The 25,700-nt window shown below is 74.6% G+C and carries 26 protein-coding genes; 13 read left to right on the top strand and 13 right to left on the bottom strand.

Annotated features, from left to right (window positions below):
- Positions 1-10: 10 nt before the first annotated feature.
- The gene (locus R2737_01655; GenBank protein MEZ5114947.1) at positions 11-349 is read right to left on the bottom strand and encodes a hypothetical protein; all 339 of its coding nucleotides are present in this window, start codon (positions 347-349) and stop codon (positions 11-13) included.
- Positions 346-762 carry a hypothetical protein gene (locus tag R2737_01650; protein MEZ5114946.1) on the bottom strand — a complete coding sequence of 139 codons (417 nt, stop codon included), beginning with the start codon at positions 760-762 and terminating at the stop codon, positions 346-348. Before R2737_01650 ends, R2737_01655 begins: the two co-directional genes overlap by 4 nt.
- A 440-nt stretch (positions 763-1,202) precedes the next feature.
- Here R2737_01650 and R2737_01645 point away from each other — a divergent pair, with 440 nt between their 5' ends.
- Positions 1,203-2,108, top strand: coding sequence for a DUF4190 domain-containing protein (locus R2737_01645; GenBank protein MEZ5114945.1), 906 nt, complete (start codon positions 1,203-1,205; stop codon positions 2,106-2,108).
- A 6-nt stretch (positions 2,109-2,114) separates the two neighbouring features.
- On the opposite strand, the gene R2737_01640 is transcribed toward R2737_01645, so the two are convergent.
- Both R2737_01640 and R2737_01635 read right to left on the bottom strand, forming a co-directional pair.
- Complete coding sequence (locus R2737_01640) at positions 2,115-3,068, bottom strand: YhjD/YihY/BrkB family envelope integrity protein (GenBank protein ID MEZ5114944.1); 954 nt, start codon at positions 3,066-3,068, stop codon at positions 2,115-2,117.
- Between the two features lie 37 nt (positions 3,069-3,105).
- Positions 3,106-4,317: a helix-turn-helix domain-containing protein gene (locus R2737_01635; GenBank protein MEZ5114943.1), complete on the bottom strand. Its 1,212-nt coding sequence runs from the start codon at positions 4,315-4,317 to the stop codon at positions 3,106-3,108.
- A 92-nt stretch (positions 4,318-4,409) separates the two neighbouring features.
- Between R2737_01635 and R2737_01630 the strand changes: the two genes are divergently transcribed.
- From R2737_01630 to R2737_01620, 3 genes are all read left to right on the top strand, one after another.
- Complete coding sequence (locus tag R2737_01630) at positions 4,410-5,327, top strand: HAD-IB family hydrolase (GenBank protein MEZ5114942.1); 918 nt, start codon at positions 4,410-4,412, stop codon at positions 5,325-5,327.
- An 83-nt stretch (positions 5,328-5,410) separates the two neighbouring features.
- Positions 5,411-6,085, top strand: coding sequence for a GAP family protein (locus R2737_01625; GenBank protein ID MEZ5114941.1), 675 nt, complete (start codon positions 5,411-5,413; stop codon positions 6,083-6,085).
- Between the two features lie 84 nt (positions 6,086-6,169).
- Positions 6,170-6,559, top strand: coding sequence for a hypothetical protein (locus R2737_01620; GenBank protein ID MEZ5114940.1), 390 nt, complete (start codon positions 6,170-6,172; stop codon positions 6,557-6,559).
- A 64-nt stretch (positions 6,560-6,623) separates the two neighbouring features.
- Here R2737_01620 and R2737_01615 read toward each other — a convergent pair whose 3' ends face one another.
- Positions 6,624-7,238 carry a methyltransferase domain-containing protein gene (locus R2737_01615; GenBank protein ID MEZ5114939.1) on the bottom strand — a complete coding sequence of 205 codons (615 nt, stop codon included), beginning with the start codon at positions 7,236-7,238 and terminating at the stop codon, positions 6,624-6,626.
- 4 nt (positions 7,239-7,242) lie between these two features.
- The gene (locus tag R2737_01610) at positions 7,243-7,719 is read right to left on the bottom strand and encodes a Dps family protein (GenBank protein MEZ5114938.1); all 477 of its coding nucleotides are present in this window, start codon (positions 7,717-7,719) and stop codon (positions 7,243-7,245) included.
- Between the two features lie 157 nt (positions 7,720-7,876).
- Here R2737_01610 and R2737_01605 point away from each other — a divergent pair, with 157 nt between their 5' ends.
- The 7 genes from R2737_01605 (at position 7,877) to R2737_01575 (ending at position 14,905) form a co-directional block, all read left to right on the top strand.
- On the top strand, positions 7,877-9,229 hold the full coding sequence (locus R2737_01605) for a M20/M25/M40 family metallo-hydrolase (GenBank protein MEZ5114937.1): 1,353 nt from the start codon (positions 7,877-7,879) through the stop codon (positions 9,227-9,229).
- Between the two features lie 64 nt (positions 9,230-9,293).
- Positions 9,294-9,578 (top strand): hypothetical protein, encoded by a 285-nt coding sequence (locus R2737_01600; protein ID MEZ5114936.1) that lies wholly within the window; start codon positions 9,294-9,296, stop codon positions 9,576-9,578.
- Between the two features lie 53 nt (positions 9,579-9,631).
- On the top strand, positions 9,632-10,396 hold the full coding sequence (locus R2737_01595; protein ID MEZ5114935.1) for an enoyl-CoA hydratase/isomerase family protein: 765 nt from the start codon (positions 9,632-9,634) through the stop codon (positions 10,394-10,396).
- On the top strand, positions 10,393-11,982 hold the full coding sequence (locus R2737_01590; protein ID MEZ5114934.1) for an AMP-binding protein: 1,590 nt from the start codon (positions 10,393-10,395) through the stop codon (positions 11,980-11,982). Before R2737_01595 ends, R2737_01590 begins: the two co-directional genes overlap by 4 nt.
- On the top strand, positions 11,979-12,482 hold the full coding sequence (locus R2737_01585; protein ID MEZ5114933.1) for a thioesterase family protein: 504 nt from the start codon (positions 11,979-11,981) through the stop codon (positions 12,480-12,482). Before R2737_01590 ends, R2737_01585 begins: the two co-directional genes overlap by 4 nt.
- On the top strand, positions 12,479-14,197 hold the full coding sequence (locus tag R2737_01580; protein MEZ5114932.1) for an amidohydrolase: 1,719 nt from the start codon (positions 12,479-12,481) through the stop codon (positions 14,195-14,197). Before R2737_01585 ends, R2737_01580 begins: the two co-directional genes overlap by 4 nt.
- Before the next feature lie 72 nt (positions 14,198-14,269).
- The gene (locus R2737_01575) at positions 14,270-14,905 is read left to right on the top strand and encodes a GNAT family N-acetyltransferase (GenBank protein MEZ5114931.1); all 636 of its coding nucleotides are present in this window, start codon (positions 14,270-14,272) and stop codon (positions 14,903-14,905) included.
- A 23-nt stretch (positions 14,906-14,928) separates the two neighbouring features.
- On the opposite strand, the gene R2737_01570 is transcribed toward R2737_01575, so the two are convergent.
- The 3 genes from R2737_01570 to R2737_01560 form a co-directional block, all read right to left on the bottom strand.
- Positions 14,929-15,345 (bottom strand): hypothetical protein, encoded by a 417-nt coding sequence (locus R2737_01570; GenBank protein MEZ5114930.1) that lies wholly within the window; start codon positions 15,343-15,345, stop codon positions 14,929-14,931.
- Between the two features lie 240 nt (positions 15,346-15,585).
- A complete protein-coding gene (locus R2737_01565; GenBank protein ID MEZ5114929.1) occupies positions 15,586-15,957 on the bottom strand; it encodes a VOC family protein in 372 nt (123 codons plus the stop codon).
- Between the two features lie 35 nt (positions 15,958-15,992).
- Positions 15,993-16,673, bottom strand: a complete 681-nt coding sequence (locus R2737_01560) for a class I SAM-dependent methyltransferase (GenBank protein MEZ5114928.1) — start codon at positions 16,671-16,673, stop codon at positions 15,993-15,995.
- A gap of 144 nt (positions 16,674-16,817) precedes the next feature.
- Here R2737_01560 and R2737_01555 point away from each other — a divergent pair, with 144 nt between their 5' ends.
- Positions 16,818-17,438 carry a vitamin K epoxide reductase family protein gene (locus R2737_01555; protein MEZ5114927.1) on the top strand — a complete coding sequence of 207 codons (621 nt, stop codon included), beginning with the start codon at positions 16,818-16,820 and terminating at the stop codon, positions 17,436-17,438.
- A gap of 51 nt (positions 17,439-17,489) precedes the next feature.
- Here the strand turns inward: R2737_01555 and R2737_01550 are convergent, their stop codons facing one another.
- Both R2737_01550 and R2737_01545 read right to left on the bottom strand, forming a co-directional pair.
- Complete coding sequence (locus tag R2737_01550) at positions 17,490-17,924, bottom strand: hypothetical protein (GenBank protein MEZ5114926.1); 435 nt, start codon at positions 17,922-17,924, stop codon at positions 17,490-17,492.
- Positions 17,925-18,364: 440 nt separating this feature from the next.
- Positions 18,365-18,871, bottom strand: a complete 507-nt coding sequence (locus R2737_01545) for a hypothetical protein (protein MEZ5114925.1) — start codon at positions 18,869-18,871, stop codon at positions 18,365-18,367.
- A gap of 176 nt (positions 18,872-19,047) precedes the next feature.
- Here R2737_01545 and R2737_01540 point away from each other — a divergent pair, with 176 nt between their 5' ends.
- On the top strand, positions 19,048-20,490 hold the full coding sequence (locus R2737_01540; protein MEZ5114924.1) for a GuaB1 family IMP dehydrogenase-related protein: 1,443 nt from the start codon (positions 19,048-19,050) through the stop codon (positions 20,488-20,490).
- Between the two features lie 172 nt (positions 20,491-20,662).
- On the opposite strand, the gene R2737_01535 is transcribed toward R2737_01540, so the two are convergent.
- Together R2737_01535 and hrpA are read right to left on the bottom strand one after the other, a co-directional pair.
- Positions 20,663-21,514 (bottom strand): L,D-transpeptidase family protein, encoded by an 852-nt coding sequence (locus R2737_01535; GenBank protein MEZ5114923.1) that lies wholly within the window; start codon positions 21,512-21,514, stop codon positions 20,663-20,665.
- Positions 21,515-21,525: 11 nt separating this feature from the next.
- Entirely contained in the window at positions 21,526-25,410 is a 3,885-nt protein-coding gene (hrpA, locus tag R2737_01530; GenBank protein ID MEZ5114922.1) for an ATP-dependent RNA helicase HrpA, read from the bottom strand.
- Positions 25,411-25,700 lie beyond the last annotated feature (290 nt).

The raw sequence follows: 25,700 nt of genomic DNA, 5'->3' as shown, positions 1-25,700 counted from the left end.
ACCACAAGGACTAGGGGGAGTCGGGGTCGAGGAGGCGGTCGAGTGCCTCGACGCCGCCGAGGAGGTACGCGACCCAGTCGGGGCCTGCGTCCCGCTGCCGTCTCAGCTCCAGGTCGGCGGCCCACCGGGACCGGACGTCCTGCGCCACCTGCTCCAGCGGGTCCCGGCCGCGGCGTCCCTGCCGGCGTACCTCCGACAACGCCGCCCAGGCGCCCTCGTGCAGCTTGACGGACGGCACCGGGATCCCGGCCCGGGTGAAGGTGCACACCGCCGCCCCTCCGGCCGACGCCTGGAGGTCCGCCCGGGCGCGCGCGAGGGCGCCCTCGAGCGTCGCGGCCGTCACCGTCACCGTGCCATCGTCTCCCCGGTGTCGCGGCCGGTCCCGGGCGGGTAGAACTCCAGCGCCTGGTCCAGCGGCTTGCGGGTCAGGTCGGGCACCGTGCAGTCGTCGGCCGGGTAGCCGACCGGGAACAGGATGTACGGCCGCTCGTGCGCCGGCCGTCCGAGCAGCCGGGACAGGAAGGCCATCGGGTTCGGCGTGTGCGTGAGCGTGGCCAGGCCCATGGTGTGCAGCGCCTCGATGAACAACCCGCACGCGATGCCGACGCTCTCGCTGACATAGTAGTTCTTGCGCAGCGTGCCGTCGGGCAGCGGCGTGCTCTTCTGGGCGAACACGGCCACGACCCAGGGCACGACGTCGAGGTACGACTTGTCCGCGCTGGTGCCCAGCGGCGCCAGCGCGCGTCGCCACTCCTCCGGCATCCGCCCGCCTCGTAGTTGCGCCGCTCCTCGGCCTCCGCCGCGACGCGGATCGCGTGACGCACGTCGGGGTCGGACACCGCGACGAACGTCCACGGCTGGTGGTGGGCGCCGGACGGTGCCGTGTTGGCGCACCGCACCGCCCACTCGATGCACTCGCGGGGGACCGGCTGCGCGGAGAACGACCGCACGCTGCGCCGGGCGTCGAGGTGCTCGTAAGGCCTGGGCCGACTTCCAGGTCGACCTGGCCAGGCTCGAGCGCGGCGACAAGCGCTACCTGGACTGGGACGACGTCGACTCCTGACGGTCCCCCACCCCCCGGCCCCCCTCCCAGGCCCGGGCCCCCCCCCCCCACCCCCCCCCCGGCCGCGCCCTTGGGGGCGCCGGGGGGCCCCCCCCCCGCCCCCACCCCCGCCACCACAAGGGGCGCTAGGTTGCGCCGCATGTCCTCGCAGGACCGCGGCGAGCCGGGGCAGCCGGAACCGGGGCAGCCGGAGCCGCGTCCGGACGGGCCCCCGGCCGACCCGGCGGACTACCCGCAGATGTGGCCCCCGCCCGCCACGCCGGCCCCCGGGTACGGTTCCGAGCCGCCCGACGCGCACCCGACGCCGGCGGCTCCCGACCCCGCGCCGGCTGCCGACCCCGCGCCGGCTGCCGACCCCGCGCCGGCTACCGATCCCGCGCCGGCGCCCGACGCGTCGGCGATGCCCGGCGTGGACACCGGGCCGGGGTACGGGCTCCCGCCGGCGTACCGGACCTCGGCGGCACCCGACCAGCAGCCGCCCTCCGGGCTGCCGCCGGCAGCACCCCCGCCCGGACAGCCGTGGTCCGCGCCGCCGCCCTACCCCGGACCGATCGATGTCGGACCGACGACAGGGACACCTGCGTACGGGCAGCCGTCCTCCGGCCCGCCGCCGACCGAGTTCCGCTACCCGCCGGTGGCCGGCTACCCGCCGGGCTACGGCACCGCGCCGGGCTACCCCACCGCGCCGGGCTACCCCACCCCGCCGGGCTACGGCAGCCCGGCCGGCTACGCGTACCCGCCGGGCTACGGCCCTCCGCCCCCCGCGCCGAGACCCCCGGGCTCGAACGGGTTCGCGGTCGCCTCGATGGTGCTCGGCGTGCTGGGCATCAGCATCGGGTGGTGCCTGTGGTTCCTCCCCGTGCTGTCCCTGCTGGCGGTGGTCTTCGGGGTCGTCGCACTCCGCCAGCTGCGGGTGGTCCCGCGCCCGGGCAGGGGCTTCGCGATCGCCGGGGTGGCCACCGGGGCGGTCGGCATCGCGATCTTCGCCCTGCTCATCCTGCTGGTCGTGTTCGGCGCGATCACGGCGCCGCCCACGCCCGGCTGACGCGCGTCATCCGCCGGGACGGGTCACCCGCTCGTCGACGTCCTCGTCGAGCTGATCGGGGAGGGTCGCGTCCCCCCGCAGCCACGCGCCGAGCGGGCTCTCGTCGGTGACCAGCGCCCGCCCGAGCACGGCGCCGCCGACGATGATCAGGGACACCACGTAGAGCAGCGCGATGTACGTGAACGCCACGCCGATCGCTCCGTAGCGGTCCTGGCTGGTCTGCAGCGCCTGAGGCATCACCGCCGAGGCGACCCGGCTCACCACCGCCAGCACGAACCCGCTCAGCAGGGCGCCCGGTGCCAGCCCTCGCCAGGGCACCCGGGCCTCCAGCAGGACCCAGGTGACCAGCCACAGCAGTGCCGACCAGGCCAGCCCGGCGAGCAGCACGGTCCACAGCGGCCCCGGCGTCAGTTGCTCGGTGAAGTTGGCGAGGTACCGCAGCATCAGCACCGCGACCACCAGGCCGACGACGACCGCGATCCAGCGCCACCAGTTCCGCGGGCTGGCCGTCGGACGGGGGAGCTCCCAGACGGCGCAGAAGCTGCGCGCGAGGGCCCGGGACAGGCTCGTGGCGGAGATCAGCACGAGCAGCAGCCCGAGCACGCCGAACGCTTCGAACCCCTTGCTCGAGACCGCGTCGTTGAGGACCTGCTGCGTCTCCGGCGGCAGCCCGATGGACGACCCGATCTGCTCCGACTGCACCCGGCTCGCGAACATCGCGATGATGATCATGAGCGGGAACATCGACGTGAAGAACTGCGCGGACAACGTCATGGACCGGTCGAACGCCTCGGTCCGACGCAGCACCGTGGCGGTGCGCAGCCCGACCCGGCCGGGCGCGTTCTCCAGCAGCCACCGGGCGGGCCCCTGCAGTCGCGCCGGAAGGCGGGACAGGTGCACCGAGATGCGCCCCAGGCCGTCCGTCGGTCCCTCGCCTGCCGGCATCGGATCCAGCGACATGGCCGAACGGTAGCCGGGGCCCGGGTCGACCGGCCGCTCACCCGGAGGGTCGCGGGGCCACCATCGCAAGCTGGAGGGCCAGCCGGCCCTCGGGGTCGTCCAGGGCGACGCCGAACAGCCCGTGCAGCCGGCGCATCCGGTAGCTCACGGTCTGCGGGTGCACGATCAGTTCCCGCGCCATCGCCTGCCGGTCCCCGCGGTGCAGCAGCCAGGCCGCCAGCGTCTCCTCGAGGGCGCGGCGCCGGCCGGAGGGTATCCCGTCCAGGGGGGCCAGGGTGCGACGGCGCAGCTCGGCGAGCAGCGGCTCGTCGGCGGCGACGACCAGGAGCGGGAGATGGTCGGCCGCGGCGACCACCGGCGCGGGTGGCACCAGGCCCAGCGCCACCAGGCGACGGACCCGGCGTGCGTGGGCCAACGACACCGGCGCCTCCTCCGGGGGCCGGACCGTGCCCACGTACACCTCCGCGTACTCGTCGGAGTCCACCAGCGGTGCGCTCAGGCGTTCCCGCCGCCCGGGACCGGAGGGGTCGGGGATCACGGCCAGCACGTCGGGACCCTGCTCCAGCACCAGCGCGTCCGGGGGCGCCAGCGGCAGCCGGGTCACCGCGCCCTCCGCGGGGCGGGGGATGACGGCCACCGCCATCCGCTGCGGCACGTTCCAGCCGGCGGCATCCGCCAGCCGCTGCACCGCATCGGGGTCGGTGGCGGCGCCGCCCTCGACCAGTGCCTCGGCCAGTCGCGAGCGCAGCACGTCGCGATGCCCGGCCCGGGCCGCCTGCTCCGAGGCGTATCCCTCCACGCTCGCCGACGACAGCTCGTCGATGTAGACGAAGACCGATTCCGCGAGCGCGGCGAGCTGCTCCGGCTCCACGCCGCCGGCCGTCGCCGCTCCTGCGAGCCGCTCCCAGGCCGCCCGGGCCCCGACCCGGTACGCCGCCAGCAGCGCCTCCAGGCTTCGGCCGGCGGCACCCTCGCCGGCCCCGACCCGGACGTACACGTCCCGCGCCCGGGAGTCCAGGGCCGGCTCGTCCGTCCCGAGCAGGTCCAGGTGGCGCATCAGGGCGATCTCGACCCCACGTCGCAGAGCTGTGCCGAACGGCCCGTCGAGCAGCGGCCGGTACTCCGGCACTGCGGCGCCGATCGCGGCCACGATGGCGTCCACGGCCTGGGGCAGCACCGGGCGCAGGCGGTCCGCGAGGGCGGGGTCGAGGGCGGACCAGGGGGTGGCGGCCGTTCCGTACGAGGACACGGGCTCTTCTTAGCACGTGGTGCTAAGAATCGCGCCCGAAGTCTGCGTCCAGAGACGGGTTGCTTGGCAGCCTCCCGGGGGAGACTGGCTGCATGAACGTCACCGCCGCCTCCGAGCCCACCCCTGCTCCCCGCAGCCGCCCCGTCCCGCAGCCCGAGGGCGGCCGACCGGCCGCCTTCTTCGACCTCGACGGGACCCTCATCCCGGGGTCGGCGAACATCCCGCTGGCGACCGCCGCCTTCAAGGCCGGGTTCGTCCGGCCCTCGGAGCTGGCCCGCGACCTGCGCAACGGCGTGTCGTTCCTGCTCAAGGGCGCCACCGACGAGCGGTCCGAGCAGGTACGTGACCGGATTCTGGCCGCGGTGGCCGGCCGCCCGGCCCACACGGTGGAGGCGCTCGGCGACCACTTCATGGCGGGGCTGGTCTCCTCCATCCGCCCGGCGATGCGCGGGGTGCTCGACCACCACGGTTCGCACGGCCACGACCGGATCGTGCTGTCCGCCAGCCCGACCGAGATCGTCGCGCGGCTGGCCCGCGAGGCCGGCCTCGAGGACGGCGTCGGCACCACCTCCGAGCGGGACGAGGCCGGCGTCTACACCGGGCGGCTGGCCGGCCCGTTCTGCTACCGCGAGGGCAAGGCCGAGGTGCTGCGGAACCTCGCCGCCGAGCGCGGCTACGACCTGCAGGCCTCGTACGCCTACACCGACTCGGTCAGCGACCTGCCGATGCTGCGGGCGGTCGGCCACCCGGTCGCGGTGAACCCCGAGCCGGAGCTGCGCGAGCTCGCGGTGGCCGAGGGCTGGCCGATCGTGGAGACCGCGCCCATCCCGCGGGTGTCGTGGACGTCCCCGCGCCAGGTCGTCGGCTGGGTGCGACACGCCTCGTCGTACGTGGTCCGTCGCGCAGCCGGCGCGGTCCGGTCCGGCTCCGAGGCGGCGACGCCGTCCGGCGGGCAGCCGGAGACGACCGTCCGGGCGGCGCTGCCGGCCCCGGTGCCGGTGCAGGCCTGACCGCGGCCGCCGCACTGCTGGAGCAACGGCCGGTCCCACGCTACGGCGGGCGACCGGCCGTCCTGTCTCGCTAGCGTCGACGCGTGCTGGGATTGCTGCTGCAGGTGCTGCCGCTGGGGATCGGGGCGGCGATCACGCCGCGCCTGCTGGCGCTGCAGATCCTGGTCGTCTCCTCCGGCAGGGACTGGCGGGTCCGGTCCCTGGCGGTCGTCGTCGGCGCCGCGACGGTCTTCGGGCTGTTCTTCCTGCTCGGGCTCACCGGGCTGCAGCAGCTTCCCGATGCCAACTCCGGGCTGTCGGGGACCACGACCTACCTGGTCGAGCTGGTGGCCGGCGTCGGGCTGGTCGTCCTCGCGGCGGTGCTGTGGCACAAGGGTTCCCGGCCGAACCCGCGGCTGCGGGAGCGGATCGAGGGGCACGCGGAGCACGCCCGACCGCGCACCTTCGTGCTCGTGGCTGCGGCCATGAGCATCACGGACATGTCGTCGTTCGTGCTGCTGTTCCCCGCGCTGCACGACATCTCCGCCTCGTCGGTGGACGTGGTGCTGCGCGCGGTGGTGACGGCCGTGCTGTTCGTCGTCGTGCTGCTGCCGGTGCTCGGCCCGCCGGCCGCGGTGCTGCTCTCGAAGGAACGTGCGCTCGACCCGATGCGCCGGCTGTACGACTTCACCATGGCCCACGACCTGCGCATCAGCGCCGTGGTGGCGGGGGCGTTCGGGGTCGCCCTGATCGTCCTGGGCGTCACCGGGCTGTGGTGACCGGTCATCCGTGGTGGACTAGTTGCCTGACGCTCGCCGGCCGGCGAGCGAGGTAGCCCGAGCCGCACGTCACCAGGAGGACCCATGCCCCGGCGACCCGTCCGAGCCCTCGTCCCGCTGGTCCTGGTGGCCGCGCTCGGCCTGACCGGTTGTTCCCAGGTGGAGTCGGCCGTCAACTCCGCGCAGAGCGCGTTCGCCAGCGCGACCGGTGCGGCCGGAGCCCTCGTCGCGGCCTGCTCGGCCTCGGAGAACTCCCTGGTGGACCAGGAGTCCGGCGAGCAGGCCAAGCAGACGCTGCAGGACGCCGTGACGAAGGTGGACGAGGCCCTGGCCGGGGTGCCCGACCTGCCCGGCGTGGCCGAGATCAAGCAGGCCGTCGCCAACGCACGGGCCGCGTTGGAGGGCGCGGACGGGGCGAAGGTGGAGGAGGCCCGCCAGCAGCTCAAGCAGGCCTGCGCGAGCATCACCGGCTGACCGCGGCGCACCACGACCGGGTCGGCTCGGCGTCCGCTGGGCCGGCCGGGCCCCTTCCGGGGGCTCAGGCCCGGGTCGCCAGGACCAGGGCGTCCAGGGCGTGCCGCACGCCGTCGGGAGTCTCCACCGGCCGCCGCACCTGCTCCGCGCGGGCCACCGCTAGCCCGGTGCCCTCGAGGTCGGCGACGACGTCCGCCGCGGAGTACAGGACCGCCGGGTTCGGCGGCCCGCCGACTCCGTGCGCCAAGTTGTCGGTGTCGTGCGCGATGACCAGCAGGGCGCCCCCGGGGGCGACGGCCGAGGCGGCCGCCCGCACCGCCGTCCGTCGCTGGTCGGCGGGCACCTGCAGGTAGACGAGCAGCACGAGGTCGTACGCCTGTGCCGGGGGCTGGTAGCTCTGCAGGTCGGCGCGGTGCGTCGTGAACCGGCCCGCGTCGGCACCGAGGCGCTGAGCGGCCAGCTCCCGGGCGCGGTCGAGCGCCACCTGGGAGAAGTCGACCGCGGTGGCGTCCCAGCCGCGCTCGGCCAGCCACAGCGCGTTGCGGCCCTCCCCGGCCGCGAGGTCGAGGGCCCGTCCGGGCGGCAGGTCCCCGGCGATCTGCTCGACGAACACGTTGGGGCCGGCCGACCACATCAGCTCGGTGGCGGCGTACCTCTCGTCCCAGTCCTGGTGGTCCACTGCCTCAGCCCTCGAGGAACGAGCGCAGCATCCAGGCCGACTTCTCGTGCACCTGCTGCCGGGTCACGGCCAGGTCCGCCGTCGGTTGGTCGGACACGGCGTCGGCCGCCTCGAAGACGGCCGCAGCCGTGCGGGCGACCGTCTCGTTGTCGGCGGCGAGGGCGGCGACCATGTCCATCGCGCGGGTCCCGGGCACCCCCTCGGGGACCCCGGTGAGTGCCGCGAACTCACCGTACGAGCCGGGGGCGTGGTGGCCGAGGGCGCGGATGCGCTCGGCGATCTCGTCCACGGCCAGGGCGAGCTCGGTGTACTGGGTCTCGAACAAGGTGTGCAGCGAGCCGAAATGTGGTCCGGTCACGTTCCAGTGGTAGTTGTGCGTCTTCAGGTAGAGCGTGTACGAGTCCGCCAGCAGCCGGGCCAGCGCCTCGGAGACCTGGGCCCGCGCCTCGGGGCCGAGCGTGTAGTCCACCGACGTCGTCATGGGTGCTCCTTCGCTCGCGGGTGCGTCACTGCGAACCTACGACCGACCGGTCGCGTCCGCAGCCGCGGGTGTCCCGTCCGGGTGCCCGCGTCCGGGTACGCGGGACCGGCACGTAGCCTGCGCGCCACGCCACGACCGCTGACGAGAGGGGCCCGCCGTGCTGGACCAGCGGCTGCGCGACGAGGTCGTCGAGCTCACCCGCGCGCTGATCCGGATCGACACCAGCAACCTGCCGGGGAACGAGACCCCGGCGGCAGAGCTGGTCCGGGACGTCCTGCAGGACGCCGGGGTGGACGTCGAGCTGGTCGCGCGCGACCCCGCCCGGGCCAACGTGGTCGCTCGCATCCCCGGGACCGGCGACGGGCCCTCGCTGGGTTTTGTCGGCCACCTGGACGTCGTGCCCGCGGACGCGCGCGACTGGACCCACCCGCCGTTCGAGGCGGTCGTCGACGACGACGGCTTCCTGTACGGCCGCGGCGCGATCGACATGAAGAACGAGGTCGCGGCCCGCGTCGTCGCGATGGCCGAGCTGGCCCGCAGCGGGTTCCGGCCCCGCGGCGACCTGGTCCTGGCGATGGTGTCCGACGAGGAGGACGGCCGCGCCCACGTCGGGATGCACTGGCTCGTCGGCGCCATGCCCGAGATCCGCACCGACCTCGCGGTCAACGAGGGCGGCGGCAACCGGCTCACCCTGTCGGACGGCCGTGAGATGTACGGGATCTCGTTGGGGGAGAAGGGGACCTACCCGGTCCGGGTCACCGCCCGCGGTGAGGCCGGGCACGCATCGACGCCGACGCGCGGCGACAACGCGGTGGTGCTGCTGGGTCGGCTGCTGGACCGGATCGGCTCCGGGCTCCCGGTGGATGCCGGCGCGACCCGCTGGTCCCGCCCCTTCTTCGAGGAGCTGCTGGGCGCGGACGTGGATCTCGAGCACGACGTCCCCGGGGCCCTGGCCGCGGTGGCGGCGCTGAGCCCGTCGCTGGCCCACGTGGCTCCGGCGCTGCTCGGGACCACGATGGCCCCCACCGGGCTGTCCGCCGGCGTCCGGCTGAACGTGATGCCGCCCCGCGCCTCGATGGACCTCGACTGCCGGGTGCTGCCGGACGTCACGGCGGAGCAGGTGGAGGCCGACCTGCGGCGCCGTCTCGGCGAGGACGTCGGATACGACCTGGAGTGGCTGGACGACTTCATCGCCGGCAGCGCGTCGTGGCCGGACGACACGTTGTGGTCGGCCACCCGGGACTGGCTGGCCACGGTCGACCCGGCCGGCCGGCTGCTGCCCATGGTGAGCCCCGGGTTCACCGACAGCGCGTTCCTGCGCGACCGGCTGGGCGTGCAGGCGGTCGGTTTCTCCCCGACCCTGGTCACGCCGTACGACGTGGTCGAGGCCGGCATCCACAACCGGGACGAGCGGATCCACGTCGACGACCTGGCCCACTCGGTGGACTTCCACCTGCACCTGGCGCGCAGCGTCCTCGGCCCGCAGGAGCCGGTCCCGAGCGGCCATTGACCCGACCGTCCGTGCGGAGGAGCCTGGCCGGGCGGGGGTACCCACGTCCCTTGAGGAGGCGGACGTGTACGGCACCGTGATGATCGGGCGGATGCGCGACGGGTTCGAGGGGTTCGAGCGGCTCAAGGCCGACTGGGAGGTCGAGCGGGGGCCGCAGGTGGCCGGCTGGGTCGACAGTTTCGCCCTGCGCGGGGACGACGGCGGCACCGTCGTCCTGTGCACCCGGTTCGAGAGCAAGGAGTCGTACGTCGCCCTGTCCGACGACCCGGAGCAGGCCCGCTGGTACGAGGAGCGGATCGCGCCGCTGCTCGACGGCGAGCCGCAGTGGATCGACGGCAGCTGGGACTGACCCCGGACCGAGGGCCCCCGCCGTTGCTGACCCGGCGGTTAGTATCCGCGGCGATGGACGCCGACTGCGTGACCTACGCCCGCGACGGTGACGTCGCGCTCATCCACCTGGACCGACCGGAGCGGCTCAACGCCGTGGTGCCGGCCCTGGTCGACGGGCTGCTGGCCGCCTTCGGCGCGGCCTCGGCGGACGGTGTCGGCGCGGTCGTGCTGGCGGGGCGGGGCCGTGCCTTCTGCGCCGGGTACGACCTCAAGGAGCCCGAACCCCGTGACGGCCTCGACGCCGCCCGCTCCCGGGTCGAGCGGATCCAGGACGTGACCCGCCTGATGCGCGCGTTCCCGGGCGCCGTCGTCGCCGCCGTGCACGGCTACGCCCTCGGCGCGGGGGCGGAGTTCGCGTTCGGCTGCGACCTGGTGGTGGCCACGAGGGACGCGCAGTTCGGCTTCCCCGAGGTCGGGGTGGGGCTCAGCGTCACCGGCGCCATCTCCCGATTGCTGCCCCTCACTGTCGGGCCGGCCCGGGCCAAGGAGCTGCTCCTGCTCGGCAAGCGGTTCGGCGCGGAGACGGCGCGCGAGTGGGGCCTGGTCAACCGCGTGGTGCCGGTCGGGGAGCATGAGACGGTGGCGCTCGACCTGGCTCGGATCGCCGCCGCGCGTCCCCGGATCGCGCTGGGACTGGCGAAGTCCGCGCTGGACGCCGGCATCGACGCCACCGTCGAGGGCGCCATGCTGCGGGAGGTCGACGACGCACTGCGCACCCTCGCCGAGGACGAGTCGGACGCCGCGGCGTCGGCGTTCCGGGCCGGGCGGGACGGGTGACGGCGCCCCTCCACGCACCGCTGCCGGGCACGCTCGCGGTCGCCGACGTGACCGACCTGGTGACGGCGCTGCACCGCGCGGCCGCACGGTGGCCGCACCGGCCGGCATGGACGTTCGACCCGGGGGACACGGTCACCTTCGCGGAGGTGGAGTCCCGCTCGAGGGCCCTGGCCGCGGTGCTGCACGCGCGCGGGATCCGGGCCGGCGACCGGGTCGTGGTGCGGCTGGACAACCGGATCGAGTTCCCGCTGCTGTGGTGCGCCCTGATGCGCCTGGGCGCGGTCATGGTGCCGATGAACCCCCGCTACCGCGCCGACGACGCGGGGCACGTGGTGTCGGCGTCGCTCGCGGTCGCGGTGGTGACCAGCGCCGGACAGGCCGACGTGCTTGCTGGCACGGCGGTACCGGTCCACCACGTCGAGGACCTGGTCGCTGCGACTGAGTCGGTGGCGGCCGGGACGGACGTCCCCGGGGACCACGTCGCGGTGCCCGAGGGCACCGCGAGCCTGCAGTTCACCTCCGGCACCACCGGCCGGCCCAAGGGCTGCGTGCTGTCCCACCGGTACTGGACCGAGCTCGGCACCGGCATGGCGCTGGAGTTCCCGTACCTCGGCGAGGACGACGTCCTGCTCACCGCGCAGGCGTTCTCCTACCTCGACCCGCAGTGGAACGTGGTGGCGGCGATGCTCGCCGGAGCCCACCTGGTGGTCCTGGACGGCTTCCACCCGTCGACCTTCTGGTCCCACGTCCGGGAGCACGAGGTCACGTACTTCTACTGCCTGGCGGCCATGCCGGTGCTCCTGCTGGCGATGCCGCCGGACCCCCAGGACCGCGAGCACCGGGTCCGCGCGGTGCAGTGCTCGGCCATCCCGCCGGCCCGGCACGCCGAGCTCGAGCAGCGCTGGGGGGTGCCCTGGTACGAGGCGTTCGGGATGACCGAGACCGGTGGCGACCTGCGCGTGACCGACGAGGACCACGACGAGCTCGTCGGCACCGGGTGCCTCGGCGGCCCGACCCGGCACCGCGAGGTGCGCATCGTCTCGGCCGAGGACGGGCGGCCGGTGCCGCGCGGCGAGCACGGCGAGATCGTGCTGCGCGGGCTGGGCCTGATGGACGGCTACGACGGTGACGAGGCCGCGACGGCCGAGGCCTTCCGCGGCGGGTGGTTCCACACCGGCGACCTCGGCCGGATGGACGATCGTGGCCGCGTCTACCTGGTCGGCCGGCTGAAGGACATGGTCCGCCGCGGCGGCGAGAACGTGGCCGCCCGCGAGGTGGAGGACGTGCTCAACCACCTGCCGGACGTACGGCTGTCGGCGGTGGTCGCCGTTCCGGACGAGATCCGCGGCGAGGAGGTCAAGGCGCACCTGGAGCTGGAGTCCGAGCCGGCGACGGACGCTGAGCTCGCCGCACTGCTGGAGTCGGTGGCCGGGGAGTGCGAGCGGCGGCTGGCGCGGTTCAAGGTGCCGCGCTACTGGGAGGTGCACCCCACGCTGCCGCGGACGGCGTCGGAGCGGGTGGCGAAGACCGAGATCACCAGCGTGCCCGGCCGCACGTGGGACCGGGTCGAGGAGCGGTGGGTGTGAACGCAGGTGGTGGACCGGCGCGGACCGACGGCGTGACACCGGTGGTGTGCTTCTCGTACGAGTGCCCGGTGTGGTTCGACGACATGGACGCGCTGGGCACGGTGCACCACGGGCGCTTCCCGTACCTGGCCGAGCGCGCCCAGTCGGCGCTGTTCGAGTCGCTGGGCTACGGCTGGACCGACGTCCGTGACCGGCACGAGGACATCTGCTACGTGGTGCGCGAGGTCCGGGTGGGCTACCACGCCCCGGTGACCACGCCCGGTGATGTCCGCGTCGACCTCTCCGTCGAGCATGTCGGCACCACCAGTGCCGTCTGGGGTTTCCGTTGCAGCACAGTAGATCCCGACACTGGCCGGGAGACGCTGCACGCCAGCGGCGAACGCGTCGTGGTCAAGGTCGACCCCGATACGCTGCGCCCCCGGCCATGGACGGATGCCTTCCGGGCACTGCTGGCGCGGCTGCGCGCCGGCCAGCCTCCCTCCGAGCGGACCGCGCCATGACCGGCCTCGTCGCCGACCTGCTGCTCACCGACGCCGACGTCCTGACGATGGCGCCACCGGGCAGCGGGCTGCCGGCCCGGGCCCGGTGTATCGCCGTCCTCGACGGCCGGGTCGTGCACGTCGGGGCGGACGCCGCCGGCGCCGGCGTGACTGCGCGCCGCACCGTGCCGCTCGGCGGGTCGTTCGTGCTGCCGGGGTTCCACGACGCGCACAACCACATGGCCTGGTTCGGGCGCGGTCTCGGGGAGCTGGACCTGTCGACGCCGCCCGTGCGCACCCTCGACGACCTGGCGGCCATGGTCGCCGCAGGCGCTGCGGCCGCCGGACCGGACGACTGGGTCGTCGGCAACGGCTACGACGAGAACAAGATCGGCGCTCATCCCGACCGCGACCTGCTCGACCGGGTCGCGCCGGGGCGCCGGGTGATGCTGATGCACACCTCGGGGCACATGTGCGTGGTGAGCAGCCCGGTCCTCGCGGAGCTGGGCCTGGCCGATGCCGGTCGCGACGTCGACGGCGGCACCGTGGTCGTGGACGCCGCCGGGCGTCCGACCGGCCTGCTCCAGGAGCGCGCCCAGGAGCTGGTCCGCCCGCTGCGGTTCCCGGAGTCGAGGGCCGCTCTCGTCGACGCCATCGCCCGCGCGGGCGCGGTGTACGCCCGGCAGGGCATCACCAGCGTGGTCGAGGCGGGCGTCGGCGGCGGCTGGATCGGCCGGTCCCCGGCGGAGGTGGGCGCCTACCAGGAGGCACGCGACCGCGGCTTGCTCCCCGTACGTGTGGAGCTCATGGTCGCCTCCGACGTGCTGCACCGCGTGCCGGCGCACGACGAGGACGGGCTCGACCTCGGGGTGGACCTGGGCATCCGGACCGGGCTCGGTGACGACCGGCTGCGGCTGGGCCCGGTCAAGGTGTTCTCCGACGGGTCCCTGATCGGTCACACCGCGGCGATGTCCCAGGACTACTCCGACACCCCGGGGTCCCGCGGTTACCTCCAGGGCGACCGCGAGGCCCTCGTCGACACCATCGTCGCCGCGCACCGCGCCGGCTGGCGGGTCGCGACCCACGCCATCGGCGACGCGGCGATCGACCTGGTGCTGGACGCGTACGAGCGGGCCCAGCGCGAGCACCCGCGCGCGGGCTGGGGCGGACGACCGGGCGCCACCGTGCCGCGGCATCGGATCGAGCACTTCGGCGTGGCCCGGCCGGACCAGGTGCGACGCACCGCCGAGCTCGGTGTCGTGCCCGTACCGCAGGGCCGGTTCGTCGGCGAGATCGGCGACGGGATGGTGCGTGCGCTGGGTCCGGAGCGATCGGAGTGGGCGTACCGCGCCGCGTCCCTGCTGGCAGCCGGGATCGTGCTGCCGGCGTCGTCGGACCGGCCCGTCGTCGACGGCCGGCCGCTCCTCGGAGTGCACGACCTGGTGGTGCGTCGCACCGCCTCCGGGCACCTCCTCGCCCCGGACGAGCGGCTGACCGCGGAGCAGGCGCTGCGGGCGTACACCTACGGCTCGGCCCACGCGTCGTACCAGGAGGACCGCCGCGGGTGGATCGGACCGGGTGCGCTGGCCGACCTGGCCGTCCTGTCGGCCGACCCGACGTCGGTCGAGGCGGACGCGATCCCGGGGATCGACGTGCGCGCCACCCTGGTCGGCGGGCGGGCCACCTGGGACGAGGGTCTCGGCCTGCCGGTGGCCGACGGGGACGGCGGGTCGTGACGGTGGTCGGGTCGTGACGGTGGTGGGGTCGTGACGGTGATGGGCCATCGCGGAGCCGGTTCGGGGCCGCTCGTGCGCTACGACCTGCTCGGGCCCGCGGCGCAGGACGCGGTCCGGCGCGTGTACGAGGCCGTGTTCCCGCTGGCGCTGCGCGCCCCGTGGCCGGACCTGGTCGGGGGCCATCCGCGCGAGGAGCTGCTGGTGCTGCTGGACGAGCACCCGGTCGAGGGCTACCGCGACCCGATCGGGCTGGCGCTGGTGCGGCACCTGGGCCAGACCACGATGACGTTCCTGCGGTACTTCGCGATCGACTCGGCCCGGCACTCCCGTGGGCACGGCTCCGCGCTGTGGCGCGCCCTGACCCACCACCTGCGCGACGCCGGGCGCACCCTGCTGCTGTTCGACGTGGAGGACCCGGCAGCCGCGGCCCCCGGTCACCACCGCGAGGACGAGCGGCGGATCGCGTTCTACCGCCGGCACGGGGCCGAACTGGCGCCGGTCACCGGGTATGCGCCGCCAGACCACGGTTCGGCGGGCACCGAGCCCGCGCTGCTGCTGATGACGGCGGACCTGGTCCGCCCCGGTCGTGCGGTTGAGGGCACGTCCCTGGCGGCCGCGGTGGTCGCGGTGTACGAGCACCGCTACGGGCTGCGGCCGGACCACCCGACCGTCGTCGCGACGCTCGAGCGGTCGGGTCTGTCAGGCTGACTCCGGAGTCAGTCGGTGGGCAACTACCGGGTGGCCCGCTTCAGGGCCTCTCCGTGGGCCGCGAGGGCCCAGATGACGAGCACGTCGACGGCGATGATGAGGATCGACCAGATCGGCGAGTACGGCAGCCAGAGGAAGTTGAGCAGGGCCTGGAAGGCGGCCAGCACGATCGCCACCCCGCGCGCCCAGGGCGCCCCCTGGAACAGGAAGAAACCGGCCAGCACCAGCAGGATCCCGAACAGCAGGTGGATCCAGCCCCAGACCGAGGTGTCCAGCGTCACCAGGTAGTTCGGCAGGGTGACGATGACCTCGTTGGCGAAGATCGCGGTGAGCCCCATCATGATCTGGAAGCCGCCGACGACGAGCATCATCACGGCGGCGAAGAAGCCGAGTCCGACGGCCCAGGCGTCCTTGGTGTCCGACTCCATCGTGTCCTCCACGCATCGAGGGAATGGGTCACCGGCCACGCTACTCACCCGGGCGTGCGGAGTCCGGTCACGAGCCGCCCCCGGCCCACGTCGCCCCTCCCGCTGGTGGACCTCCCGCTGGTGGAACGCAGATCCCTCGGACCCGCCCGTTCCGGCGGCCGAAGGTGCCACCGGTGGTGACGGGTGAGGCCCGGGGTGCCGGGGTGCCGGGGTGTCGTGGGGGTCCCGGTCGCGGGGGCAGGGCCGGGCCGGTCAGGCGCCGCGGGTGCACAGGCAGAACTCGTTGCCCTCCGGGTCGCGCATCACCTGCCACCGCTCCTCGCCGAGCTCGAACCACCCCTCCGGCGCGAGCGTGGCACCCAGGGCCAGCAGCCGGTCCCGCTCGGGGGCCAGGTCCGGCGGCGCGACGTACAGGTCCAGGTGCATCCGGATCTTGTCGCGCTTGGCGTCGGGAACCTGCTGCAGCACCAGGTCCGGCCCACGTCCCTCGGGGTCCGTCAGCGCGCGGTACGGCCCCAGCGACCCCGACGCGCGGTAGCCCAGGGCGTCACACCAGAAGGCCTGCTGGCGGTCCGGGTCGAGGCAGTCGAGGTTGAGCTGGACGCGGGTGACGGCGGCGTGCACGGCGTTCCTCCCTGGGCAGCGCGGATCCTCGGCGGTCAGTCGACGTCCCGGCGCCGGGCGACCACGACGGTGAACGGCTGCTCCGCGCGCCACGGGGTCACGTGCAGCCGCCGGTCGGCGCGGACCAGTGCGAACTGCGGGCCGAGCACCGCGAGCAGGGCGTCGGCGTCGTACCGGTGCACCGGCAGGCCGCTGCAGGTCTCCGGCCCGTCCGGCGCGAAGGCGGCGACGACCGCGTACCCGCCCGGCGCCAGCGCGGACAGCAGCGACTCGCGGTAGAGGTCCACGTCGGCGGGGTCGGTCAGGAAGTGCAGGACGGCCCGGTCGTGCCACAGTCGGTAGCGGCCGTCGCCGTGCAGGTGGCGGACGTCGCCCACGATCTCGTGGACGTGCTCGGCCCTCGGACCGAGGCGTTCGCGCATCCGGTGCAGGGCGGATGCCGACAGGTCGAGGACCGTCACGTCGCTGCACCCGGCGTCGAGCAGGCACTCCACGACCGTGGACGATCCCGCGCCCACGTCGATCACGGGGTCGTCCGCCGCCAGCGGGAGGTCCGACCACAGGTCGGACCAGACCCCCTCCTGCGGCTGCCACCAGGAGACGTCGTCGCCGGCCTTCCCCGCGTGCACGCCTTCCCAGTGGGCGGCCTGGTGGCGGTGCTCGGCCGTCGGGCCGGGCCGCGCGCCCGCGGCGGCGGGGTCGGTCCGGCTGGTCACCGGGTCACCGTACGCCCGCGGCCCGTGGACTCGGGTGCGACGGACCCCGGTCCGTCGGGGCGCGCGCGGGCGGTCGGCGGGGGAGGATGGTGCAGGCGCGCGGCGAGGTCGCGCAGGCGCGCGGCCAAAGCAGGGAGAGACTCCATGGCGACTGAGGTCGAGGCCCGCTCCGAGGCCCCCGGCGGGGCCCCATCGGAGCAGGGCCGCGGGTGGTGGGCGCTGGTCCTGGGCGCCGCTGTGGCCGGGGTCACGTTCACCGGCATCCAGATCGTGGAGAAGACCGCGATCCTCACGGACCCGACGACGTCGCTGTTGTGCGACGTCAACTCGGTGATGTCGTGCTCCGGCGTGCTCAACGCCTGGCAGTCCTCGGTGCTCGGGCCGCCGAACGCGCTCGTCGGCGCGGTGATGTTCAGCATCCTCGCGTCCGCCGGTCTGGGCGGGGTGCTGGGCGCCCGGCCGAGCCGGGCCTACCTGGCGGTGCTGTGGGGCCTGGCCGTCTTCTTCCTGTCCTTCGCCTCCTGGTTCATGCAGCAGACCGCGTTCGCGATCGGCTACCTGTGCCTGTGGTGCACGGGGATCGTGACCGCGGTCGTGCTGATCTGCGCCGCCCTCACGCGGCTGGCGGACCGGGCCGGGGCGTTCGGTTCTGGCGGCTTCGGTCGCGGGGTCGGCGTGCTGGTGCGCTCCGGCACCGACCTCATCGTCTGGGCGGGCTGGTGGCTGGCGATCGCGGCCCTGCTGGTGATCGGCCTGTCCACGTAGCCGGGCGGGGGAGCCGCCAGCGCCTGCCCGCAAGGCGTCGGGCGTTCGTGGTCAGCGCCGCGTGGTGGTGATCCGGAACGTGTCGGACATGGCCATGTCGTCGCCGTCGACGACGGTCCCCGGACGTACGTCGGGCTCGGTCTCTCCGACCGTGTACGTGAAGGTGCCGGTGATCCCGAGGTAGGCGCGCAGCCGGAAGCGTCGGTCGGCACGGACCGTGGTGCAGATGTCCAGCAGTCGCCAGTCGCCTCCGCCCGCGTAGCGGTACACGCACAGCACGTTCCCGGGTCCGGGGAAGACCGGACCGGGGATCTGCGACGTCGCGGCGGTGCGGCCGGTGATGACGACCGGGGACCACTGCGGCGCGGTGGTGCGGTTCGGCGTGGCACGGAACGGGGTGAACTCCTCCGCCGCCGCCGGGACGGCCAGCAGGGTCCCTCCCAGGACGACGAGTGCGGTCACGGCTGCGGTGCGACGGGTGCGCATGGGAGTTCCCTTCCGGTCGTACGAGGTGCCCTGCCGCTGGCCAGTGTGGTCGCGGCGGGGGCGAGGATGCGCGCCCAGCGGCACGCCCGTCGATCACCATCGCCCGGCGCCCGACGCAGGGAACCCGCCGCCGGCGGACGTACGCGGCGACCGGCCCGGGCGCGGACAGAAGTGGATCTTCCGCGGAAGATCGTTTCAGCGCTGCGGTAGCTGGCGACCGCGTCCGTTCCTGCCCGGTGGGCGGCCGGGCGGAGTGCGGGCTCCGCGGGGTGCGGGCCACAGCGTGCCGGCCGCCCCCATAACGGGCCGTCGGACCGCTGGGCGTCCGATGTGTATCTTCCGCGGAAGCCACACGAGTGTCAGCGGTCACGCGGGCACCCCGGGGACGACGCGGGCCACCCGGTCTACTGCCGGGTGGCCCGTACGCCGGGAATCGGCGATCAGCTGGCGGACTCGCTCGGTGCCGCCGAGGCGCCGCAGAACTCCTCGACCTTCGTCGTGGCGGTGTCGGTGGCCTCCGCCTGCAGGGCGTCCCACTCCTCCTGCGACAGGCCGAGGGCCGCGATGAGCTCCTCCTCGCTGCCGGCCGAGAGCGCCTTCTGCGCGGCCTCGGCGGAGCCGGAGTAGATCTTCTTCAGCGCGGCCAGGGCGGCGTTGACGGAGTCGGCCTCCTCCTGGGTCATCACCCCGAGGGCGACGGACGAGGAGGAGTTGGCCGACGTCGCCGTGTCGATCAGGCCGACCACGCGGTCACGCTCGGTCTGGTCCTGCACGTCCGGGTCGGGCAGGTCCTCGCCGGACCAGATCGGGGTCATGTCGGTGCAGTACTGGTCCTTCGACAGGGTGCCCGAGTCACCGCCGGAGGAGGAGGAGCTACAGGCGGCCAGCGGTGCTGCCAGCAGCAGCCCGGCGGCGACGAGTGCGACCTTGCGGGTGATGCTGCGCATCGGGAACCCCTCTCCGACCCCGCGTCGGGGTCCGGCCGTGAGCGGCACCGGGGTCGACCGCCGGCCCGCCTGACACCTGTGACGCTAGTGGCGTCAGGGGAGGGGAGTCGCGCCGACCCGGCCGTTCGTGTCCGCGTCGTGACCCCTCTCACGTCCGGCCGACCTACCCTGGCCGGGTGGAGTTCCTGCCGGCGCACCGCCCCGCGTACGACCTGACGTACGACGACGTCTTCCTGGTACCCCGCCGGTCGGCGGTCGCGTCACGCCAGGACGTCGACGTGGCGACCGTGGACGGCTCCGGCGCGACGGTCCCCGTGATCGTGGCCAACATGACCGCCGTGTCGGGCCGCCGGATGGCCGAGACCGTGGCGCGGCGGGGCGCGATCGCCGTGATTCCGCAGGACATCCCCGAGGACGTGGTCGGCGACGTCATCGCGTGGGTGAAGTCGCGGCACCCGGTGTTCGAGACCCCGGTGACCCTCGACCCCACGGACACCGTCGGGGAGGCGCTCGCGCTGATCACCAAGCGGTCGCACGGTGCCGCGATCGTGGTCGATGGCGGTGTCCCGGTCGGCGTCGTCACCGAGCGGGACTGCGCCGACGTGGACCGCTTCACACGCGTCCACCGGGTCATGACGGCCGACCCGCTGGTCCTGCCGGAGAGCATCAGCCCGCGCGAGGCGTTCGACGTGCTGCACGAGGCCAATCGACGGCTCGCCCCCGTCGTCTCCGTGGACGACCGGCTGGTCGGCCTGGTGACCCGGCAGGGTGCGCTGAGGTCGGCGCTGTACCGCCCCGCCGTGGACGGCGACGGGCGGCTGCGGGTCGCCGTCGCACTCGGCATCAACGGCGACGTGGCCGGCCGCGCCGAGGCCCTGCTCAAGCACGGCGCCGACGTGCTCGTCGTGGACACCGCGCACGGCCACCAGGACCGGATGCTCGACGCGCTGTCCGCGGTCGGGTCCGTCCGGGGCTCGAACCCGGCCAAGGTCGTGGCCGGCAACGTCATCAGCGCGGAGGGCGTGAGCGACCTGCTCGAGGCCGGCGCGGACATCGTCAAGGTGGGCGTGGGTCCCGGCGCGATGTGCACGACCCGGATGCAGACCGGCGTCGGCCGGCCGCAGTTCTCCGCGGTGCTGGAGTGTGCCGCGCAGGCGCGCGACATGGGCGGGCACGTCTGGGCGGACGGCGGCATCCGGCACCCGCGCGACGTGGCGCTCGCGCTGGCGGCCGGGGCCAGCGCGGTGATGGTCGGGTCGTGGTTCGCCGGGACGCTGGAGTCCCCCGGCGACCTCAAGCACGACGCCGAGGGCCGCCCCTTCAAGGAGTCCTTCGGGATGGCGTCGGCGCGTGCGGTCAGCACGCGCACGCTGGACGACTCCCCGTTCGACCGGGCCCGCAAGGCGCTGTTCGAGGAGGGGATCTCGTCCTCGCGGATGTACGTCGACCCGGCGCGGCCCGGGGTGGAGGACCTGCTGGACGGGATTGTGAGCGGGCTGCGCTCTGCCTTCACCTACACCGGCGCGGCCACGGTGCCGCAGTTCCACGACAAGGCGGTCGTCGGGCTGCAGTCGGCCGCCGGATACGCCGAGGGCCGGCCGCTGCCGACGTCCTGGTGACGGCCGACGTCCCGGCGACCCGAGCGGGCGGGCGGCGCCGGCACGGAGTCGTGGTCCGCCTCGCAGATGTGAGCCGACGGGTCGCTACCCGGGGCGCCGCGGGCCCGGTAGCGACCGTTCGCCTCACCTCTGTGCGCTGCGGCGCCGGTGTCCGGCGGGGCGACGTACGGCGCTAGCGCGGCTTGACCCGGTAGGCGCCGGGCTCGAGCACGATCACCGGCCGGTCCGCCGGGTCCAGCCAGGACAACGTCGCGGCCATGTCCTCGCGCGGCTGCGACACGCACCCGGCGGTGGCGCGCCCGGTGGTCGAGTCCACGTGCAGCCAGATGCCGCTGCCGCGGTTCCACTTGATCGTGGCGTCGGTCGTCGGTCGGTCGCCCCAGTGGCTCTTGGGCACGTTGTAGTTGATCCGTACGACGTAGTCGGCGAACCGGGTCGTCTTGTAGTAGCGCCAGGGCCGGTGGTCGTACTGGATCCGGGTCCCGGCGGGCGCGGGCAGGTAGCCGCCGGCCGCGGTGAGGGTGAACACGCCCACGGGTGTCTTGCGGTCGCCCCGGCGCTGCTTGCCCCAGCCGTTGGAGCCGATGTGCCCGCGGGCCACCTCGCCGTCCAGCATCCAGGTCCCGTCGTCCTGCCGGTCCCAGCGGGAGACCAGGACCCAGCGCTTCTTCGTGCGGGCGTTGCCGGTCACCAGCACCGCCTGGTCCGACCAGCGGGGGGTCCGCTCGTCCAGCAGCGCGGCCACCGAGCCGGTCGCGACGGCGGGGTCGGCCGGCCCGGCGGGCTGGCTCGGGGCCGTCGGGTCGGTGGGCACGGTCGGGTCCGTCGGCACGGTCGGGTCTGTGGGGACCGTCGGGTCGGTCGGCGCGCCGGGGTTGACCGGGTCGAGGGGGACCGACGGGTCGGTCGGGACCGGAGGGGCGGCGTCGTCCGCGAGGGCCGGGGCGGCGGTCAGCAGCAGCCCGACGACGGTCGCGGCGGCCAGGGCACGGGTCCAGCGGTGCGCGGGGGAAGGGGCACGCATGGGTCGTCAGGCTACCCCGGATCGTTCCCGTCGCCGGGTGGCCCGTCCGCGAGCCGGGACAGGGCTCGGGTGATCCGGGTGACGGACACCGGGAACGCGGTGCGCAGCTCGGGCGCGAACAGGCTGACGCGGAGCTCCTCCAGCGCCCACCTCAGCCGACGGACGTCGTCGTCCTCGCGGCGCGCGAGCGGCAGCGTCGCCACCGTCTCCTCGTACGCGCGGCGCGCCTGGTCGACCTGCTCCATGTGCAGCAGGTCGCGGCCCGGGTTGTCCGGCAGGCGGTCCAGCCGGCGTACGACGGCCTGCAGGTAGCGGCGCAGGTCCGGCAGCCGGGCCCGGCCGTGGTCGCGGACGAACCCGGGCCGCAGCAGGTCGGCCAGCTGGGCGCGGACGTCGTCCGCGGCGGGCTGCAGCGACGGGGCCCGCAGCTCCTCCAGCCGGGACTGCGCGTCCCACCAGGCCGCGAGCACCGGCTCCACCTCGACCAGCGTGCCGAGGAGCGCGTCGGGCAGCTCGGCCCGCACCCGCTCGGCCAGGGCGTCGTACTCCCGGGCCGTCCAGGGCGGACCGCCGTGGCGGTCCACCAGCTCGTCGACGACGGCCTCGGTGGCGTCGGTCAGCAGCCCCGCGACAGAACCGTCCGGGTTGCGGGCGAGGGTGAGCTTCTGCCGGGTGTCGAGGCCACGCTGCAGCGCCGCCGTTGCCCCCGGGTTGGCGAGGACCAGCAGCCGCCGCACGCCGTGGCGGTGCATGGCCTGCTGCTCGGCCGGGGTCGCCAGGACGCGAACCGCGACCGTCGCGCCCTCGTCCACCAGGGCGGGGTGGCCGCGCACCTCCCGGCCGCCTACCGCACGGACCACCTCGGTCGGGATCCGTGCCAGGTCGGGCCAGCCGGTCAGCCCGGTGCGCTCGAGGTCGGCACCCACGCGCGACAGCAGGGCCTCGGTCCGCGGCGCCAGGGCGTCGCGCAGCCTCGCCAGGTCCTTGCCCTCGCCCAGGACCGCGCCGCTCTCGTCCTCGACCCGGAACGTCACCCGCAGGTGGTCCGGCAGCCGGTCGGGGTCCCAGGCGTCGGGCGGTACGACGACGCCGAGGTGGCGCCGGACCAGCAGGGACAGGGTGTCGGTGAGCGCGGCGTCGGGATCCGTCGCGGCGAGGTCGGGCAGCAGCCGGTCCGCGGCGTCCGGCGCGGGTCCGAGCTGCTTGCGCAGCGCCTTGGGCAGCGTACGCAGCAGCGCGACGACGAGGTCGCGGCGCAGCCCCGGGACCTGGGACTCGAACTCCCGGGGGGACACCGAGTGGAGGGCTGCCAGCGGGACGTGCACGGTGACCCCGTCGTCGCTGGTGCCGGGTTCGAACCGGTAGGACAGCGGCAGGTCGACGCCGCCGGAGGACCACACCAGCGGGTAGTCCTCGGCCGACACCGAGCCGGCGTCGGGGTTCACCAGGTCGTCCTCGGAGAGGGTCAGCAGGTCAGGATCGTGGCGCCGGGCCTGCTTCCACCAGGAGTCGAAGTGCCGCACGCTGACCACCTCGGCGGGGACCCGCGCGTCGTAGAAGGCGTACAGCGTGTCGTCGTCGACCAGGATGTCGCGGCGTCGGGCCCGGTCCTCCAGCGACTCCAGCCGCTCCACCAGGTCCCGGTTGTGCTGGAAGAACCGGTGGTGGGTGCGCCACTCGCCCTGCACCAGCGCGTGCCGGAGGAACAGGTCGCGCGCCGCCTCCGGGTCGATGCGCCCGTAGGCCACTTTCCGGCCGGTCACCAGCGGCACGCCGTACAGCGTGACCCGCTCGTACGCCATCGCCGCGCCGGACCTCGCCGACCAGTGCGGCTCGCTGTACGTACGGCTGACCAGGTGGGCGGCGGCCTCCTCGACGTGGAGCGGGTCCACCCGCGCCACGTCGCGCGCCCACAGCCGGGTGGTCTCGACGAGCTCTGCGGCCATCACCCAGGTAGGAGGCTTCTTCGCCAGGGCCGAGCCCGGCCAGACCGCGAACCGGGCACCGCGCGCGCCGAGGTAGTCGCGGGTCCGCTCGTCCCGCAGCCCCACGTGCGACAGCAGGCCCGGCAGGAGCGCTCGGTGGACCGCGTCCGGCTCCGCGGGTGTGGAGTTGAGCGTCATGCCGAGCTCCGCCACGACCTGACGCAGCTGCCCGACCAGGTCCTGCCACTCGCGAACCCGCAGGTAGTGCAGGAACTCGCTGCGGCACATGCGACGAAAGGCGTTGGAGGACAGCGCCTTCTGTTGCTCGCGCAGGTAGTTCCACAGGTTGAGGTAGCCGAGGAAGTCCGAGGTCGGGTCGGCGAACCGCCGGTGCTGCTCGTCCGCGGCCTGCTGCTTGTCCAGCGGCCGCTCGCGCGGGTCCTGGATCGACAGCGCCGCGGCCACGACGAGGACCTCGCGCAGGCTGCCGTGCTCCTCGGCCGCGAGCACCATCCGGCCCCAGCGCGGGTCGAGGGGGAGGCGGGCCAGCCGGCGGCCCAGCGGGGTGAGCGTCGGACGGGTCCGGGCGCTGCCCGGCTCGAGGGCACCCAGCTCCACCAGCAGGGCCACCCCGTCGGCGACGCTGCGGCGGTCCGGCGGGTCCAGGAACGGGAACGACTCGATGTCGCCGAGGTCCAGCGCGGCCATCTGCAGGATGACCGAGGCCAGGTTGGTGCGCAGGATCTCCGGGTCGGTGAACTCCGGCCGGGACTCGAAGTCCTCCTCCGTGTACAGCCGGACGCACACCCCGGCGGACACCCGGCCGCAGCGGCCCTTGCGCTGGTTCGCGGAGGCCTGCGACACCCGCTCGATCGGCAGCCGCTGCACCTTGAGCCGGTTGCTGTAGCGGGAGATGCGGGCGGTGCCGGGGTCGACGACGTAGCGGATGCCGGGAACGGTGAGCGAGGTCTCGGCGACGTTCGTCGCCAGCACGATGCGGCGCCCTGGGTGGGGGGCGAACACGCGGTGCTGCTCCGCGGCCGACAGGCGGGCGTACAGCGGCAGCACCTCGGTCTGGGGCAGGGCCAGGCGGCCGAGGGCGTCCGCGGTGTCGCGGATCTCCCGCTCGCCGCTGAGGAACACCAGCACGTCGCCGGGGCCCTCGGCGACCAGCTCGCGGGTGGCGTCGCAGACCGACTCGACCGGATCGCGGTCCTCGTCCTCGTCGGGTCGGTAGCGGACCTCGACCGGGTAGGTGCGGCCGGAGACCTCGACCACCGGCGCGCCGCCGAAGTGCCGGGAGAACCGATCCGGGTCGATCGTCGCCGATGTCACGACGACCTTGAGGTCGGGGCGCCGCGGGAGCAGCTGGGCCAGGTAGCCGAGCAGGAAGTCGATGTTGAGGCTGCGCTCGTGCGCCTCGTCGATGATGACGGTGTCGTACGCGAGCAGGCGCCGGTCGCGCTGGATCTCCGCGAGCAGGATGCCGTCGGTCATCAGCTTCACCGAGGTCTGCTCCGACGCCCGGTCGGTGAAGCGGACCTGGTAGCCGACGGTGGTCCCCAGGGGGACCCGCAGCTCCTCGCTGATGCGCTCGGCGACGGATCGGGCGGCCAGCCGTCGGGGCTGGGTGTGGCCGATCGTCCCGACGACTCCGCGGCCGAGCTCCAGGCAGATCTTCGGCAGCTGGGTGGTCTTGCCGGACCCGGTCTCACCGGCGACCACGACGACCTGGTGGTCGCGGATCGCGGCCAGCAGGTCGTCCCGCCGCTGGCTCACCGGTAGTTCGGGCGGGTAGTGCAGGTCCGTCGGGATGCCCTCGGCGCGTCGCACGAGCAGCGCCCGGGCGGTCTCGAGGTCGGCCTGCCACGCCGCGACGGCGCGGTCGCGCTTCTCGCCCGCCGGGGTGCGTTCGAGCGGGCCGAGCCGCCGGGACAGCCGGTGCCGGTCGCGCAGGGTGACGTCGGTCACGAGGTCCCGGAGCGCGGCGACCTGCGGGTCGACCGGTGCGCGGTCTCGGGCTGCGCGGTCGTGGGCTGCGCGGTCGCGGGATGCGCGGTCGCGGGATGCGCGGTCGCGGGATGCGCGGTCGCGGGATGCGCGGCCGTCGCGGGCGCGCCCCCGCGGGGTGCGCTCGGGCGGGTCGCGGCGGGCCATGGCCCGGCCAGGGTATGCGGCGCGACCCCGATCTCGTTGAGTGCTCGCGCGTGGGGGTTTCGGGACCGTCCCGAAACCCCCACGCGCGAGCACTCAACGCAGGG

Source organism: Candidatus Nanopelagicales bacterium (assembly GCA_041393815.1).
In the GTDB taxonomy this organism is placed as follows: Bacteria; Actinomycetota; Actinomycetes; order S36-B12; family JAWKJK01; genus JAWKJK01.
The sequence above is the reverse complement of the archived record's forward strand: the minus strand, read 5'-3'. Positions and strand labels throughout refer to the sequence as shown.